An 18,214-nucleotide genomic window follows, 5' to 3' on the forward strand; every position below is an offset into this window, starting at 1 on the left:
AGGGAATCGTCTTTAACAAGGAGAGATTTTGGTCTATGACCAAAGTCCCTATATTAAGCAGGAAAAAGGGAGCTGGCCAATTTACCATGTCAAATGGATTTGCCTCATTAGGAATTAGAGATCGCCTCGTTCAAGTTTTACAAGCTGAGGGAGTCGTCGAACCGACGCCTATTCAACGGGAAGCTATTCCTGTTTTATTAAAAGGTACGGATGTTATTGCGCAGGCACAAACAGGTACGGGGAAAACCCTTGCTTTTGTTCTTCCTATACTAGAAACAATTGATGTAGAGAGTTCGGACGTACAAGCCTTAATTCTTACGCCGACTCGTGAACTGGCGATTCAGATCAGCAACGAGCTAAAAACCCTTGTCCCAGTAACAGGCGCAAAGGTGCTGGCTGCTTATGGCGGTCAAGATGTAGAAAAGCAGCTTAGAAAGCTTCAAGGAAACATACATATAGTAGTAGGAACTCCGGGAAGATTGCTTGATCACCTTCGCCGCGGCTCTATCAATTTCTATAAATTGAAAATACTCGTATTAGATGAAGCGGATCAAATGCTGCACATGGGCTTCTTGCATGAAGTGAAGGATATTATTGCGCAGTGCTCTCCTTATCGCCAAACGCTGCTGTTCTCAGCAACGATGCCGGAGCAGGTGATGAATTTATCCAAAGCTTATATGAAAGAAGCAAAGGAAATCAAAATTCAAAGCAAACAAGTCACTTTAGCTGAGATTGAACAAATACTTGTTCCAACCACAGATCGTCAAAAACAAGATGCCCTGATCGCAGCCATTAAACAATATAAACCTTATTTGGCGATGATTTTCTGTCGGACCAAAGCAAAGGCTATCGCTTTAAATGAAGTTTTGCAGGAAATTGGTTTGATGTCCGATGAGCTTCACGGCGATTTATCTCAAGCCAAACGTGAACAGGTTATGAAAAGATTCAGAGAAGGTCGTATCGAGCTCTTGGTCGCTACGGATATCGCAGCACGCGGATTAGATGTGGAGGGTGTCACCCATATCTTCAACTTTGATGTGCCGCAGGATGCAGAAAGCTATATTCACCGAATTGGTCGTACGGGCCGTGCGGGCGAATCCGGAGTAGCTGTTACTTTCGCGACACCGAGAGACATGGATACAATTGAGTTGATCGAAAAAGGCATCAAAATGTCCCTTAGAGGTGGCGAGCTCGGACAAAGACGCGTACGTTCGAACTCAGAGGACAACTTCGAAAGCGAAGGCAGAGGCTCCGCACGCAGAAGTGGGAACGCTCCTGCTCGCGGCGGCCGTGGCGAACGCAGCGGCGCATCCTCGGAGCAACGCGGAGCACGCGGTAGATCCGGTGGTCGCGCAGACCGAGCTAACGTCCAATATGGCGGCGCCAGAAGTTCATCTGGTGCCCGTGGAGACAAATTCGGCTCACGCAGCGATGCTCCTGGGGGTAATCGAACGGGCGCACGTCCTGCCAAAGTGAATTCGGAACGCAATCCGAACACATGGGGCCGGGCTGTCGCCAAAGAACCTGCCATCACGCAAGCCGGTACGGGCCGCGGTGATAACATGAGTGCTGCTAAAGCACGTGTAACCAAGTCCTATGGCGGTGGCGGAGATGCAGAACGCGCTCCGCGCACAGCTGGTCGCGCCGATGGCAAGCGTTCAGCTCCACATGGCGATAAGTCTTACTCGCCATACAACAAGTACGCCGGCACGGGGCGTGACGACGCGGCAAGCGCGTCACGTACCATTCGCGGCGGCAAAGGCCGTGGCGACAGCGCTCCCCGCGGGGACAGCGCTGAGCGTGGCGCGCGCGGTGCAGCGCCTCGCGGCGACAACTTTGGCGCCCGTGGCAGTGCACCTCGCGGCGACAACTTCGGGGCACGCGGCAGTGCGCCTCGCGGCGACAGACCCAGCGCGACGCGCGGCGGGCAATCCGGCGGCGAACGCGCCGGCGGAGCACGTGGGCGCGGCGAAAGCTTCGGTGCGCGCAGCTCTGCACCGCGCAGCGACAGATCCGGTTCGCCGCGCGGCGGCCAATCCGGCGGTGCACGCGGCAGCGCGCCTCGCGGCGGCGGTCGCGGCGGAAAGCGCTAAGAAAAAAGCGCTTTCTCGGCAAGTCTTTACCGAATACGCTGAACGTTGTAAAATAAAGATACGGTTTAACGCAATCCTACTTGATTGGTCCAAAATCGTTTCATACCGTTGCACGCACGTAGGATTTACCCCCCACTGTTCATAAAATAAGGAGGTATGTTCCATGTACGCATTGAAGGACAAGGAAATGATTTTTGTATTCACAGGTCCTCACGGTGCTGGTCGTAAGACGGTCGCAGAAATGTCAGGATCTACACTCGGCATGAAGCAAGTTATCTCTTACACAACAAGGCCGCCCCGGGCTACCGAAGAAGATGGTCAAGACTATCATTTTATCTCGCCTGCTCAGTTTGTTCAGGCGCAAGCCAATGATGAATTTATTGAAGTCAGTACGGTAAATGATCATTTGTACGGAATCAAAAGCGCAGATATTGAACAGATGTTCGAGCTAAGCGGAAGCATCTATTTAATCTTGAACCGTTTTGGTGCCGAAACCCTCAAAAAGCTGTATGGTGATCAAGTCGTATTGATCTTCATCTATGCGGACAGAGAAAAGCTGGAACAACGGATGAAAGAAAGTGGAGACACGGAAGATATCATCGCGAAATACCTCTCGTATTACGAAGATGAGCTCGATTTCCGTGATCAATGCGATCATGTGTTTGAGAACGTAGATCTCGCACACACCGTGTTCGATTTAACCAAAACATTGGATCTTTATTTAAATCGCAACCTAGTTGATTTGGATTAACACGGCATAACTGCCTATAACAGGCCTGGACGAAGTCATCCGTCCGGGTCTTTTCACGTAATGCAATACAATTTCGGCTATGATATTCTTCGTGAAGGAGTTGTTCCACTTGAAAATTATATCCATAGAACCTACACCTAGCCCGAATTCAATGAAACTGAATATGGATGAGTCACTGCCAGCCAGCGTACGAAAAACGTATACCAAAGCTAATTTGGCAGAAGCCCCGGAAGCTATTCAGCAGCTGCTCGCCGTTCAGGGCGTGATCAGCGTCTTCCACGCGGCTGATTTCATTGCCGCTGATCGGACATCCAAAGGGGACTGGCAGTTTATTCTCGCCAGAGCTCGTGAAATTTTCGGCGAAGCCCAGCCTTCTGCGGACAGCGGCTTGCCGCCTGAGCAGGCACAGGCTGACGCAGCCTTCGGAGAGGCGCAAGTCCTCGTGCAGATGTTTCGCGGCATCCCGCTCCAGGTGCGGGTGCGCGCAGGCGCCGAAGAAGTGCGCTCGGCGATGCCCGAGCGCTTCACGGAAGCCGCAGTCCGCGCAGGTACGGCATCGCCGAACCTGATCAAGGAGCGGAAGCTCGAAGAGCTCGGCGTGCGCTACGGCGAGCTCAAGGACATCGCGGGCGAAGTCGTCCAGGAGCTGGACGCTTCTTACGACGACGCCCGCGTCGAAAGCTTGGTCTCCCTTGCGATGCAGGAGACCCCGGAAACCTCTGCGGAGGAAACCGCCGCAGAGGCGCTGGACTTAGACGCAGCCGCCGCGCAGCTGCGTCACAGCGACTGGAAGCAGCGCTACGCCGCGCTTCAGAAGATCCAGCCGTCGCTAGAGACGCTGCCCCTGCTCGTCCACGCCCTGCAGGACGAGAACACGTCGATCCGCCGACTGGCGACCGTCTACCTCGGGGATATCAAGGAACCCGAGGTGCTGCCTTATCTGTATCGTGCGCTAGAGGACGCTACCGCTTCTGTTCGTCGGACGGCTGGCGATACGCTATCCGATATTGGCGACCCTGCCGCCATGCCGGCAATGGCCAAGGCATTGAAGGACCGCAACAAGCTGGTCCGTTGGCGCGCAGCGCGTTTCTTGTACGAAGTTGGCGACAACACCGTGCTCGGCGACCTTCATGAAGCTGGTGATGACCCGGAATTTGAAGTCCGCATGCAGGTGAAAATTGCCTTGGAGCGCATCGAAGGCGGTCACGCCGCAGAAGGTTCCGTGTGGCAGCAAATGACACGTAGAAACGACTAATTTTTAACCACTATATGTATGATCCATATAAGAACGCATGTCAACTTAGGAGAACTGCCGCCCCGAGGGATACGTCTCTTTAGGGACACTCCCTATTGGGAACTACAGGACCTTATTTGGGCAAGTATCAGCGATGCTAAGGTATTAGCGGAACTACAGGGTCTTATTTCCTCGAAATGCGCTGAATTTCCCATGAAAAAGCTAAATAGCGCACTGTAGTTCCCTTTAGCTCGCGAGAATGACACTTTTTGCTATAATAGCGCACTGTAGTTCCCTTTCGCGGGACGTGCTGCCGTATCGCCCAAATCATCCAGCTACTCTACCTTTCTGCTACTCCCAGCTTTCTCCCAACTTCTATTTAACTCATCCAATATGAGCGTTTTAGCCCTAGAGGGAACTAGGTCTCGAAAACAGCAGCTTTCAAAAAATAAAGCATCTCCAGTTGGTTTTATTTTGATGATCCAGCAGGGAATAAGCTCCATTATCTCAGACTCTCCGAATATGAATGCACACCCAGTATGAAATAACATTTACAATAATATCGAGAGGCCCATGCTCAATTGCATGGGCCTCTTGCAGTCTCACACAGCCTCACACAGTAGAAACTTCTCCCCGGCCGGAATCTATAGTTACAACTGCCAGAAAAATATACTAATTACAGGCAAAAATATATATTTTTAATTATTTTTATAAATTTTATAACAATTCCCAAATTTTTCTCCGATAATCAAAGTATATCTTATTGCTAAGGGGACTGATCTGCACGAGCGAATTCAAGTCGGCTGACTAGAGGCTAATTTTCAAAGGAATGTACCCTGTTCCTCTCGACAAAGATGGCCTTTATCATAAAAAAACGAAGGAGGAATTTTTGATGGACTCAACAGTACCACAAGGAAGGAAACACGGCATGCGGCTTCTGGCTGCGGCGCTGCTTATCGCTTCAAGCTTGGAAGCATATCCCGGCAGTACGTTCGCTGCTGACGATTACTCCAAGACGGAATCCTTCGAGGCAGCTGCGCTGCCTTCAACATGGAGTGTCGAGAACGGCGGCACCACCGTGCTCTCCAGCAAACATTACAAACACGGAAGCCAGTCCATGCAGTGGACGTGGTCGAACGGTTCCAAGCTGCGCGATACGCAGCCTGCCAATCTGGCGACGGCCAATGTCAAACATGGCGGTATGAAACTTTGGATTTACAACGAGAATCCGGTTAACGATCATGTGACATTTAATTTCGGCAAAACCGCCGAAATCAACAGCGGCCTCTTTCACTACACCTTCAAAGTGAATCTGAATTTCAAGGGATGGCGGGCCGTCTGGGTCAAGTTCAGAGAAGAGGGCAGAAATCCGGCCTATACGCAAAATCCGAACGAAGCGCTTGAGACGATGCAGATCGTTCCGCCCGCTTCGGTGCCCTCGGGAAGTCTCTATTTGGACAATCTGGAATTTTCGCCATCTATGGTTCAGAGAAGGTCGGCTGATTACCAGATGCCTAAACCGGGCATTAACGTTGGCGGCAGCACATGGGATAATGTCTACTATTACAGCCAACAGCAGCCAACGATCCCGCTGCCATCGACCATTACGCAACAGGAAACCGATGCGTTCAATGCGATCTCAACCAAGTACGAGAAGTGGGTTTACGGCGATGCGCTCCAGTATGCGAACTTAAGCGGGCCGCTGAAAATGCGTTATGACGGCCTCCAAAATTTCATTCGCAATGGACTTGCTGCTTACAATGCGCTGCATATCGTCAGACACCCAGGAGGCGCTATCACCGGAGAAGCGCTGTACGCCAACGCAGACCCGCATTCGCCCAAATTCGGCGACAATGTCAGCAAGACCGTGCTGTTGCCGCTCGTTTTGGATTACAAAATCAACGGCAATGCGACAAGCAAACAAAAAGTGCTCGACGTGCTCGACTATATGAATGACCAAGGGTGGGCCGAGGGCAGCTCAATCGGCACTCAGGATCATGAAACAAACAACAACAGCGGGTATTTCCATGCTATTTATCTCATGCGCGATGAGCTGAAGGCGGCAGGGATTTTCAATCGGGAGCTGAACACGATCTTCTGGTACTCCAATTTCGGCAAAACGTTCGACAACTCCGTCTATGTGGAGACGACAGCGGACGAAATGCGAACAAAATTCATGTACGATCTGCTTTATGTTCTGGGCATGGATAATACGCCGAAGAAGGTACAGTACATGAAGGGCCTTGTCGGCTTGTATGAGCAAGCGCTCCAAATTGCGCCTGGACTCGCTGATACGATCAAGCCTGACGGGACGCTTTTCCATCATCAAGGCGTTTACTTGAATGCATATGGCGATCATGCGATACACAGCACGGCCCTGATCGCTTACTTCCTGAGCGGAACTCCTTACGCTCTGTCCGACGGCGTATTCAATAATATCAAAAAAGCACTGCTCACACTGGAGCTGGCCTCCAATAAATATGTCATGCCTGTCGGTGCGACCGGACGTTTCCCCGCAGCAACAAGCCCGCTTACGAGCCTGCAGGGATACGCCTATCTAGCTATGGCGAAAACTCCAATAGACACGGAACTCGCCTCTACTTTCATGAGACTGTGGGATCCGCAATCCAAAGTGCTGCAAGGCCTTTTCCGACAATCCGACTCGTACGGCGTTGAGTATCTGGATACGCTCGGCGGCCTGCAGCTCGCAGACAACCTGACGAAGGCAGGTTTCGCTGCGAAGGCAAATCCGCAAGGGTACTGGGTCATGCCATACGGCGCAATGGCCGTTAACCGAATTAATGACCGTTTGGTCGGAATTAAAGGTTGGAGCCACTATGCCTGGGATTTCGAAGCCTCAGACAATCAAAATATATACGGCCGATATCAAAGTTACGGCAATATGCAAATTCTGCAGAACGGACTGACGTCGGGAATCGTCGAAAGTGGAATACATGTAGAAAACGGATGGGATTGGAACCGCTGGCCAGGTACGACGGTGAAGCACTTGCCACTGGCTGAACTTGCTTCGACTAACGGTCCGATGAACTCTTATTCGGACAGCAAATTCGCAGGAGGCGTTTCATCTCAAAACAAATATGGCGTTTTTGCCATGAAACTGCACGATACCGTCTATGATTCAAGCTTCCGCGCGAACAAATCGGTCTTCTTTTTTGGCGATAAAATTGTCAGCTTAGGCTCGGATATTCAAAACACAGATTCCGCTCACAACACGGAAACCACCTTGTTCCAATCCTACATGCCCAGCACCTCGATGCCATTCTGGTTTAATTCTACAACTTCTGTTGTCAGTGCGACGTATGCGAGCACGATCACGAGTCCAAGCCCGGCCTGGATCGTCGATCCTTACGGCAACGGATATGTACTGCCAAATGCGGCTGGCACTGTGATTGCGCGTGGGGTACAAAATTCCAAGAACAACGCGGGCACAAAAAATACGTCCGGCAATTACACGACAGCCTATATCAATCATGGTTCTGCACCGGCATCTGCTGACTACGAATATGCTATCAAGATAGCTGCAGGCGCCCAAGGTACTGCCAATTTCGCGAACAACACGCAATATACCGTTCTGCAAAAAAACAGCAATGCCCATATTGTTAAAAATACGGAGCCGGGCAAGGAGATTACCGGTTACGCCATATTTAACAGCAGCGTGCCGGTCAATCAGGGTTTGATTCGAAGCAGCAGTGATCCGATTATGGCGATGGTTCAGTCCGTTAGCGCGAATGAAGCCGTGCTGAGCGTGGCCGATCCCGATCTGCGGATTGCCACAGAGCTGACTCCGAGCGCCATGAAGAAGGACACGCTCATACTAAACGGCATATGGCATTTGAAGAATGTGAGCAGCGAAGCACGCGTTATCAGTACCAGCGGGACGACAACGACCGTAGAATTCGACACCGTACACGGTAAGTCGATTGACATCACGCTAGTGAAATAAAAGCAGAGGGCCTGCCCTCAGCCATGTGGTACATGAGCTGTCGGGCAGGCCTTTTATTATCCCTGTGGCGTCACAAACTTACGTTAATGATCAAACTGTTCAAAATAACGAATCCGCTCCATAATCGTCGGATGCGAACCCCGAAACCACTGCACCAGCTTAGGTTGTGTAACAGGACTCAGATTGACCTTGGCAATCTGCTGAAAAGCGCGAATCGCCGCGCTGCCGTCGCCAGTCATTCGCATCGAATACACATCAGCTCTGTGTTCAATCACGCGTGAAAAAGCATTCTGGGCAGGAGCCGATATGAAGCTCATTAGGGTAACAATTAGCAACAACACAGGCAGTGCTGCCAGATCCTGCTCCCCTTTTATCCCCCATACGCTTCCCCATCTTCGTACAAAGAAGCGATAGGCAAGTGAAGCAAGCCAAAATCCTACAAAACTAAGCGCAATCCCATACAGGATGCCCAGATAAATATGACGCTCAACGTAATGTCCCATCTCATGAGCCATCACCGTTAATATTTCGTCCGGCTGCAGCTTCTGCAGCATCGTATCCCAGAGGACAATACGGGCATTTCCCCCGATCCCATTGACATAGGCATTGATCGCTGAAGTCCGTTCTGACATATTCACTTGGTAAACTTGATCAGCAGGAATATGCGACTGTGCAGCAAGATGCAGAATCTGCTGTTTCAACGCCTGGTTCTGAAGCGGCTGGAAGTCATTATACAGAGGATCCAGCACAACGGGTTGAATAAAAGTAATAAACAAAATCATCGGTATCGAGATGAACCAGAACCATATCCACCACCGCCGGGGGCTTCTTCGAAGCAGCCATCTAAATATGGCTGCCATCACAATCGTGCCCAGAAGATTCACTACAAAATCCTTACCTTGATCACTCCAAAAGATAGCTAGCGTTTCGGTCGAAATCCCGTATGCCCGATCGATTCGGTACAGGAAGATATCTACCGGAAGGAAGAGCACGTCCAGAAGGAGACTGAACAAAAGAACAAAAGCAGCCATTTGCAGAAATGATGCTCTGAACAGCTTTTCCACGCCATTGCGGAATCTAACCGCTGCACCGAGCAGAACGAGCGTTAACCCGATTTGCAGTGGAGAACTTACAAAGTAAGCTAGTGAGCGTATCCGGGATAACGATTCTGCCTTTGCGATTTCTTCGTTCGTCATGAAGGTATGCGGATCTGCCAACGTGCCTACCATTTCATGCGGAATATGAAATAAATCCCCTTTTAACAAATACACAACAAAAGTTAACACATAGACACCAAAAACCCCGATTATCCCTACATACAGACGTTTCATTCGCTACCTCCACCAAGTTAGACACTTGCCAGCTTTTGGTTCATGAATCGGACAATATTCCCGGCATCCAGCGGTTTGCTTAAGAAATAGCCTTGAATTTCATCACAGCCTAGTTGAGATAACAGCTCCCACTGTTCGAATTCCTCCACACCCTTGGCAACGACTCTTTTCCCTAGACTATGCGACAAGGCAATCCATCTATGTATAGTAGCTTGATCCATTTCACTCTTCAACATATCCCGGAGGAACGTTGGATCCAGTTTTACAGCATCGAAAGGCAGCTTATGCAGCAAGAATACGGAGGGAAAGCCGGATCCCACATCATCGATGTTAAGCTTGACCCCATATTCCTGAATTTTTTCGAAAATTTGACATGTTAGGTAGACGTCAAGCAGCGCAGTTTGCTCTTTGATCTCCAAACAAAGGTGAGCAGGTCGTACGTTCGTTCGTTCAAGCACCTCAGCTAGCCTGTCCAGAAAATGGGGATCCAAAAATTGCCGCGTCGATAAATTCACAGAGACTGGTAATGTGGACAATCCTTCCTGCTCCCAGACTTTCAGCTGTTCACAGACTCTGTTCAACACCCAGTAGCCGATTTCCAAAATGCTCCCGTCATCTTCAGCAGCAAGCATGAAAGCATCAGGAGGCAGGAAACCAATGCCTGGTCTTACCCAGCGTATCAACGCCTCAGCCCCGATAATATAACCTGTCTGCATTTCAATGAGAGGCTGATAGTGAAGTACGAACTCCTCTTCATCAATGCCTTTTTTGATGCCCAGACTATGCAGATAGCGATGCTGCTCAACTTGCCGAAGGGAGGGTTCATAGATAACGAAATCACCGGGCCCTTTGCTTCTTGCTTCGTACATCGCCATATCTGCATACTTCATCAGATCTTCAGCGTGTTTGCTATGAAGCGGCGACAGGCATATCCCCATGCTTGCGGTAACAACAAGGTCTTTGCCATCAAAAACGAATAGATGGTTGCATACATCCAATAGGCTTTGAGCAAGTGACTCCAGTTCTTGCTGGTCACTTATTGCAGGAACGATTAGAGCGAACTCGTCTTCGCCTATTCGTGATACTAGCGCACGTCGCGGTGCTGTTTGCTTTAGCAAATCAGCTATTTGCTTTAGCAGCGAATCACCTGCACCGATACCAAGCGCAGCATCCACTTGTTTGAACTTATCCATATCGACCAAGATGACGGCGAAGGCCTGAAAACTGTCATTGACCAAATAATTTTCCAAATGATCTAGAAAGGAACCTCGGTTCAAGAGTCCGGTATGAGCATCATGTTCAACCAGATATTGAACTTTATCTTCCGCTGCAACATCTTTTTTGATTTCCGTCAGAAGCACATAATGCAGTGGGTCTCCTCGCCAAATCATATCATGGCTCTCTGTTTTTACCGATTTCACCTTGCCGGTCCTTGTAATGACGGAACATTCCACAGGCAGTGTTTGGTAATACGCCCCTCCGCTCATCGTATTCTCTTCTCCAACGAACTTTCCAATAGGCTCCAGCATTAGTTCATTCGGTAAATATTCCAGTAGCTGCGCCGCTTGAGGATTTAAATCCACAATAATCCCCTCCTGATTCACCACGATAATGGAGACTGGGGAAAGATCATACAGCATCTGATACGTTTGATTAATAGAAGGCAAGAAATCGTATTTCATTATCGCATAACGCAGAAAGTAACCAAACCAAAGCATAGAGAGCATCGCAAGATCCGGATAATTAATCGTGTTCAAGAGGTCATGTGCTTCATCAAAGACTGAAAAAAATACGCCCCAGAAATAAGTCATTACATAGCCAATGCACATGATGCGGATTTGTTTGCGTTTTAATTGTAAATCATACCGTTTTACATACCGGAAACCAACTAGGAGCAACATCAGGCAAATGGACATCGCATATACGCTTGTACCTAAAGTTAGAAATTGAAGACCACGGCTCCATATATCTATTTCCCAGGGACCCTGATGAATAAGGTCGACGGAAAACCAGGAAAGCGGCAGCAGCAAAACAACACTTGGTACTAAAGACCCATAACATAACAAAAATACTGAGATTTTCGACATTCTTCGGAATCTGCCTGTTAGCCTTAAAGAGAAATGAACCATAAAACACATCAGAAAAAAGGAGGGAAAGTCCATGAATCCTAGCACAATCGGATAGGTATAGGAAGCTGGTACCCAACTGATTAGAAAGTTCCCTATATAAGGAATAATCGCTACTAGAAAGCTGATCGCCGCTATCTTATTCAGCGAACTGTACCGATTCCGCCTGTATACTTCCAACGCCATACGAATCAAGAGCAACATGGGTATAGCATAAAGCAATGCGGATATCACAACTATTAGCATGGAGAAGGCTCCTCATCATTTCGTACTTTTCCATCCAACAAAAAAAGAAACCTTGCTTGAAGGTTTCTTGATCACCTAAAAGCGGAAACTGGCTGGCATTCGACAAAATCGAGTAGCCCCTCTAGCTTTGCGTCCTTGACTTTCATCAAGTTTGCCCTTATCTCTTTTACGGAATATTCTTTTCATTAGTTCTGGGACTTTATTCCTATTTATTTTATATCATGCGAACGTATTTTTCGTCAATGTCAGTGGACAGGATTGCTTTTACAAGTTTCACATGGTGTAATGGAAAGAACGATGAATTCGGAAGTGAAACAACGATGAAAAAATGGTTATTTACTTTTCTTGTGCTTTTCTCCATCTTTGATATCGCTTATGCCAAGATGACCTCACCCGCGACTGAGCATACATCGGCTGTAGCAGCAATTGAGCCTCAAATCGAAGTACGAACAGATATCCACTCCGTCATGCAACCTACACCAAGCATCCTCCCTACGCCCACTCCCGAAGAAGCAGAAGACCACGGGATCATCCCTGCTCTTTCCCAGCTGCCTGAGCTTCCGAATGGCTGTGAGGCGGTAGCCGCAACGATGCTGCTTAATTGGGCTGGACTTCCTATTACCAAAGAAGAGATGGCAGACAAGCTGCCTAGAGGCCCCATGCCTTATGAAAATGAAGATGGCGCCTTTATTGGCGGCAATCCCAAAGATGTCTTCGTTGGTGATCCTTATCAAGCGGGATACGGGATTTATCACAAACCAATGGCCAAGTTAATGGATGGGTTGCTGCCTGGGCAGGTGAAGGATATTTCCGAATCTTCATTTGAGAATTTGCTAAGCGTCGTCGCTGGCGGGAATCCCGCTATGGTTTGGGCAACCGAGCATATGGATGCTCCTTATCTGGACCTGGAGTGGCAGGACGAAGAAGGCGAGCTTGTTGAGTGGTATCAACCGGAACATGCCTTGCTCCTGACTAGTTGGGATGCTGACTTTGCGTATATGAACGATCCTATGACTGGCGGGCAGGAATCTTACGCATTAGCAGATTTCAAATATGCGTGGGAACGGATGGGCTCGCAGGCCATCATCATCAACAAAAAAGCATGAACAAGTTCAGTGAATCTGAGCTTGTCCATGCTTTTTTTAAAGCGGATCTAGTTGTACCGCAGCCTGCTTGCCACTTAACTGAATGCCTGTTTGTTTACGCCCGCTTGCGCTTAGATCTTTCACCAGGTTCTCAAGCAATTCCTTGGCTTTGGCCCCTTCTTTGCCGGAAATTTTCACGACAAGGAGGACGGCGTCTCCAGCTTTGAGGATTCGTTCTGCTTGCTGTCTTTTGGTATCCAGGTCGTGGTCCTCAATATGCGGCGTTAGGCGCAGTTCCTTGACCTTGAGCGGCTGATCCTTTTTGCGGGCTTGCTGTTTCTCCTGCAGCGCCTCTTGCTTGGCTTGGCCGGAACCGATCAGCTTGCAAGGCGGCGGACTGCTCATCAAGGATGTGCAGATGAGATCCACCTTGAGCTGTTTCGCCAAAGCAAGGGCTTCCTTCGTGGGCATCGTGCCCAAATCTTCGCCATGCAGTCCTGTAAGATGAACCTCGGATGCTTTGATTTTCTCATTCTTAATCATTGTGATTACACCTAATCTTTCGCTATAATGAACCCATCCCTATATGAGGCTGGTTAAGGAGCTGTATATATACTTATGAACAACAAAGAATTAGAAGAGCAAATGATTGAAAATTACAAGCGTGAAGAGCATATGATGATTCTTGTATTTGCTCAGTGGTGCATTAATCACCAACTGGATCCTGCCGCGCTTTATCATAGCGCTTATCCAGATCAGCCGAACAATGAGTCTTTGCAGAAAGCACTTGAACTGACCGTTCCTAGAGAAGAAGCCGGCGAAGTCCCTGACGATACGGTGCTGGGTGTCTTGTCGTTATTCGGCAACGAGGAGCTCGCGTTCATCGTCACACAGGAAATAGAGAAACGCCCGAGAACAAGACAGGAATGATGCTACTGCATGTTGAAAGCATCGGCCAGCAGCTCAATCGTCCGCAGTCTGGTTTCCCAGTGATAACCGCCGGCAACGATCATGACTTCATCGACTTGGTAGCTTTCCGCTAAACTCAGCAGCTGCTGCTTCACATGCCCCGGGTCGCCTACGATCATGCGCGACCGATTGTCCCGAACCCGGGTTTGATCCCAATCCGAGTATCCATAATCTGCGGCTTCTTCAGGCGACTTCACTCCGGTGAATTCGCCTTTCTCCATTTGCAGAATGCGCAAATCGAGGGAAGCCGCAAGCCCTTCTGCCTCCGCCTGCGTCTCGGCGCACAGCACATAAATGCACACCGTCGCCTGCGGCACGACGTTCAGTGCGGACGGTCGGAACGAGCTGCGGTAGCTGCGCACCGCTTGCTGCCCTCCCGCTCCGTTAATGAAGTGCGCGAAGCAGAACGCTGCGCCTGCCTGCGAAGCGTACACCCCGCTCTGCCCGGTGGAGCCGAGCAGCCATACCTGCGGCACTCCGGCCACCAACGGGGTGGCGCGGATGCCCTCGAACACATGCCCGGGTTCCACCGAGTCGGTGAGGAACCCGAGAAGATCTGTGACTTGTGCGGGGAAGCGCTCCAGTCCCTCGAACAGATCCGCGCTGACACCTCGCAGCGCTTTGGCCGTATGGGGCGTTCCTCCGGGCGCACGCCCAATACCAAGGTCGATGCGGCCTGGATACAGCGCTTCGAGCATGCGGAAGTTCTCAGCGACCTTGTAGGCGCTGTAATGCGGCAGCAGGACGCCGCCGGAACCAAACCGGATGCGGCTCGTACGGGCAGCCAAGCTGGAGATCAGCACTTCCGGCGATGAACCTGCAAGTCCCATGGAGTTATGATGCTCCGACGCCCAGAATCGGGTGTAGCCGAGACGATCAGCAGCTTGCGCCAACGCCATCGTTTGTTGCAGCGCATCGCTATGCGTATATCCGGACGAAACCGGTGATTGATCAAGGATACTTAGCTTCAGCACATCCATACCTTCTTTCTAAATCATCTACCGATCTTGATTATACAACGCACAGCCAACAAAAGAAAAAGGACAAACCCCTAAAGGCATTGTCCTTTATACACTTATACATCAGTATCCTGCATCCCACTTTGTTGCTTACTAAAAGTGTATGGCAGACGACTGGCTTTATGACAGCATTTTTATTTAAGCTGCATCCTTCGCTTTCTCGCCCGGCTGTTTCTTCTTGAATAGCAGAGGGATAAGCGCAAACAGAGCATACATGCCAACCGCTGCATAAAACTTTACCGACCCGATCTCTTGCAGGGACGCGCCAAATACGTTGTATACCACGGCGCCCGGAATGATGCCGATCAAGGTGCCCCAGGTATAATCCCAGAAACGGATCTTCGATAAACCCGCTCCATAACTGATGCCATCGAAGGGAAAGAAAGGCATTAGCCGCATATAGAGAACGACCATGAACCCTTTCTCCTCAGCCTTTTGATCAAACGATTGCAGCTTTTTGCTTTTAAGTATGCGTTGGAAGCTATTGCGCCCCCACCTGCGCGTAATGTAAAAGGAAAGCAGAGCACCCGCTCCCGCTCCAATGATATCGTAGATGGTTCCCCAGAAGGCACCGAAGACATAACCCCCATATAAGGTTAACGGTGTGGCAGGAAACAGCACCAAAGGACGAAGCGTATAGACAATGATGTATAGCAGACCTCCGATAGGCCCTAGCTCTCGCAGCCACTCGGTGATGCCGTCCAAATCCAGTTCATCCCAAACGCCGGTCCATTTCATAATAAGCAGTCCGGCTCCCGCGGCCAGAAACCAGCCAACCAGCACCCAAAGCGACTTCGAACGCGCCATGGCTTCCCTCCTCTGTACCGAACAAAGTAACTTCTTCGAAGCCCTGTATATGCTTTCCATCTTACACAAATCTGGTGGCACATATCAACACGCAGGAAACCATTGATGGTGAAGAACAGATATGATAAACTGCTCCCATCTCCTGTCCATTATTTTCCGCACTTTATTCCTTGCCGATCTGCCTATTTCGCATCTACTGGAGGAATTTCACATGCTGCTGCGACGCAAAAGCATCTTCTTGACGTTATGGCTGTCCTATATTCTTATCTTGCTCATTCCTGTTTCAGGTACCTTCGTCCTCTATACGAATATGGAGAAAAGCATGGTGGACAACGCCAACCGCTCGAATTTAGCTATGCTGGAACAAGCTCGTCAGGTCGTGGACAGCAATTTGCAAGAACTGGAACAGCTTGGCATCCAAATTGCCACCCAACCGAAACTTCAAACCTTATGGACACTCAAAGACAGTGAAAAATATATCCAATATGAGGAAGCCGTCCGCGCGCTAAAAACGATACGCAATGGCCCTCCTTTTGTTGATGATTTCTACATTTATTTGCGTAATGAAGATACCGTTATTTCCCCGAATTTAAAAACGGATGCCACTACCTTTTTCACCAGTCTATATCCTCTTCCAGGTATGAGCTTGGATCAAGTCCGTTCTAAGCTTCTAACCGGCTATCACTATTTAAGCTATTGGCCGACGTCAGCTCCAAGCCCGGATCAAGCAACCAAAAATGTTGTCGCCAGCGCCATATCTCTGCCTCTGGGAGAGAACAGCAATGTGGAAGGCACCTTAATTATGCTGATCAACGAGCAGCAAATCCTCGATCTATTGAAAGGTATTCAATGGGTAAACAACGGCTCCATGTTTATCCTCGATGCGACAGGCCAAGTGATCGTATCTACTAGCAGCCAGTACAAGCTATCCCCTAGTTTGCTCGCAGAAACCGAGAACTCTAATGGGTACAAAAGCTATGATGTTGAAGGTAAACCGCAAATGCTTTCTTATACGACCGGTAAAAGCGGTTGGAAATATATTTCCCTCGTTCCGAAGAGCGTTGTGTTGGAACGTGTCAACGAAATGAAGACATGGGCCTTATTCTTGCTGGTACTTGTTGTTGCGGCAGGAAGCGCAGCAGCTTATTGGATGGCTTATCGCAGCTACAGCCCGATTCGCGATCTCGTTTACAGCCTTAATAAAGGAAAAAGCGATCCGCGCCAGGGCAGTGCGAACGAATATGAATTCATCCGCAATTCCATTGCCGAGTCCGTTGCTGAGGGCAAAGCGCTTGAACAGCAATTAGCAGGGCATCTTCCCGTTGTACGCGCGACTTTTCTGACAAGGCTGCTCAAAGGCGAAGTGGAACAAGCGGAGATCACGGATGACTCCCTTGCCTTCATGGGCGTAGATCTGCCTCACCCTTATCTTGGCGTTATTCTCGTTGAAGTCGATGACAGCAACGAATTCCGAATGGAAGAGAGCGATCGTGATCGCGCCCTTGTGCGTTTTATTCTGTTTAATTTAAGCAGCGAATTGATTGGCAATTCCGGTTATGTCACAGAGACCGACAGCAATCGCTTAGCGCTGCTCTTGAATGTCCCTGATGATTCCGAGGAAACATTCCGCAATCGCGATGCGTTAATTACCGAACTCAAAGCCATCATCGAAGGTCGCTTTCGGATGAAGATCACCATCGCAACCAGTTCCTTCCAAAGGGGAAGACTGGAAGCTTCACGCTGCTACAACGAGGCTCTCAACGCCCTTGATTATCGGATTATTCATGGCATCAGCTCCGTCATTCATTACAATGAAATCCGTATCCAGGAACGAACGTACTATCACTATCCGATGGAAATCGAGGCGCAGATCATCAATTGTCTCAAAAGCGGCGAATATGACCAAGTCGAGCGTTTGCTTAATGAACTGTACGAGCACAATATGGGGACGCGCGACACGACACCTGAACTAGGCAAGCTGTTATTTCTAAACTTGCTGTCAACGGTGCTGAAAGTAACGAATGCGCTCAAAATTGACGAGAAGCAATGGCAGGTCGGTGCGACCGACCCTGTTAAACTGATTATTAACAGCACCTCTGCTGACGATATGCTGAAGAAAGTGAAAGATCTGTGCTTATTTATTTGCAACAGCGTTCAAGAGGCTAGATCCGAGCATAATGAACGTTGGAATGAACGAATGAAGACCTACATTGATGAGCACTACGGGGATCACTCCCTTAGCTTAACTTCCATCGCTGAACATTTCGGAATGACACCGCAGTATATGTCCGGATTGTTCAAGAAACAATATGGCATTAACGTGACCGACTATATGATAGAGGTGCGGATGAAAGAAGCGAAGCGCTGGCTCGCGGTTCCAGGTATGACGATCCTGCAAGTTGCTGAGCAAGTTGGCTATTCGACCGATATTGGCTTCATTCGCGTTTTCAAGAAAATGGAAGGAATTACGCCTGGGAAATACCGCGAAATGCAGCAAAGAAGCGATAATCTGAAAGACAGTTAGAGGGTATGAAAACTGGTTTATCCTTGATCTGAAGCGGTGTTTATCCTTCATTAGAACGTATTGTA

The 18,214-nt window shown here is 49.3% G+C and carries 12 protein-coding genes and 1 riboswitch; of the genes, 7 read left to right on the forward strand and 5 right to left on the reverse strand.

Annotated features, from left to right (window positions below; genetic code table 11):
• Positions 1–35 precede the first annotated feature (35 nt).
• From LOZ80_RS26920 to LOZ80_RS26935, 4 genes are all read left to right on the forward strand, one after another.
• A complete protein-coding gene (locus LOZ80_RS26920; protein WP_238167548.1) occupies positions 36–2,093 on the forward strand; it encodes a DEAD/DEAH box helicase in 2,058 nt (685 codons plus the stop codon).
• Between the two features lie 163 nt (positions 2,094–2,256).
• A complete protein-coding gene (locus LOZ80_RS26925; RefSeq protein WP_238167549.1) occupies positions 2,257–2,844 on the forward strand; it encodes a guanylate kinase in 588 nt (195 codons plus the stop codon).
• A 109-nt stretch (positions 2,845–2,953) separates the two neighbouring features.
• Entirely contained in the window at positions 2,954–4,099 is a 1,146-nt protein-coding gene (locus tag LOZ80_RS26930; protein WP_238167550.1) for a conserved virulence factor C family protein, read from the forward strand.
• An 871-nt stretch (positions 4,100–4,970) separates the two neighbouring features.
• On the forward strand, positions 4,971–8,042 hold the full coding sequence (locus LOZ80_RS26935; protein WP_238167551.1) for a chondroitinase family polysaccharide lyase: 3,072 nt from the start codon (positions 4,971–4,973) through the stop codon (positions 8,040–8,042).
• A gap of 83 nt (positions 8,043–8,125) precedes the next feature.
• Here LOZ80_RS26935 and LOZ80_RS26940 read toward each other — a convergent pair whose 3' ends face one another.
• Positions 8,126–9,373 carry a M48 family metallopeptidase gene (locus tag LOZ80_RS26940; protein WP_238167552.1) on the reverse strand — a complete coding sequence of 416 codons (1,248 nt, stop codon included), beginning with the start codon at positions 9,371–9,373 and terminating at the stop codon, positions 8,126–8,128.
• Positions 9,374–9,390: 17 nt separating this feature from the next.
• Complete coding sequence (locus tag LOZ80_RS26945) at positions 9,391–11,745, reverse strand: EAL domain-containing protein (protein WP_238167553.1); 2,355 nt, start codon at positions 11,743–11,745, stop codon at positions 9,391–9,393.
• An 80-nt stretch (positions 11,746–11,825) separates the two neighbouring features.
• A riboswitch (cyclic di-GMP riboswitch) is annotated at positions 11,826–11,911 on the reverse strand.
• A 154-nt stretch (positions 11,912–12,065) separates the two neighbouring features.
• Here LOZ80_RS26945 and LOZ80_RS26950 point away from each other — a divergent pair.
• Complete coding sequence (locus tag LOZ80_RS26950) at positions 12,066–12,851, forward strand: C39 family peptidase (RefSeq protein WP_238167554.1); 786 nt, start codon at positions 12,066–12,068, stop codon at positions 12,849–12,851.
• Positions 12,852–12,887: 36 nt separating this feature from the next.
• Here the strand turns inward: LOZ80_RS26950 and infC are convergent, their stop codons facing one another.
• Entirely contained in the window at positions 12,888–13,373 is a 486-nt protein-coding gene (infC, locus tag LOZ80_RS26955; protein WP_238167555.1) for a translation initiation factor IF-3, read from the reverse strand.
• A 75-nt stretch (positions 13,374–13,448) separates the two neighbouring features.
• Here infC and LOZ80_RS26960 point away from each other — a divergent pair, with 75 nt between their 5' ends.
• Entirely contained in the window at positions 13,449–13,760 is a 312-nt protein-coding gene (locus tag LOZ80_RS26960) for a hypothetical protein (RefSeq protein WP_238167556.1), read from the forward strand.
• A 2-nt stretch (positions 13,761–13,762) separates the two neighbouring features.
• Here the strand turns inward: LOZ80_RS26960 and LOZ80_RS26965 are convergent, their stop codons facing one another.
• On the reverse strand, positions 13,763–14,773 hold the full coding sequence (locus LOZ80_RS26965) for an LLM class flavin-dependent oxidoreductase (protein ID WP_238173129.1): 1,011 nt from the start codon (positions 14,771–14,773) through the stop codon (positions 13,763–13,765).
• A gap of 183 nt (positions 14,774–14,956) precedes the next feature.
• Positions 14,957–15,625, reverse strand: a complete 669-nt coding sequence (locus LOZ80_RS26970; protein WP_238167557.1) for a TVP38/TMEM64 family protein — start codon at positions 15,623–15,625, stop codon at positions 14,957–14,959.
• A gap of 211 nt (positions 15,626–15,836) precedes the next feature.
• Between LOZ80_RS26970 and LOZ80_RS26975 the strand changes: the two genes are divergently transcribed.
• Positions 15,837–18,149 carry a helix-turn-helix domain-containing protein gene (locus LOZ80_RS26975; RefSeq protein ID WP_238167558.1) on the forward strand — a complete coding sequence of 771 codons (2,313 nt, stop codon included), beginning with the start codon at positions 15,837–15,839 and terminating at the stop codon, positions 18,147–18,149.
• Positions 18,150–18,214 lie beyond the last annotated feature (65 nt).

This window comes from Paenibacillus sp. HWE-109, assembly GCF_022163125.1.
GTDB lineage: Bacteria > Bacillota > Bacilli > Paenibacillales > NBRC-103111 > Paenibacillus_E.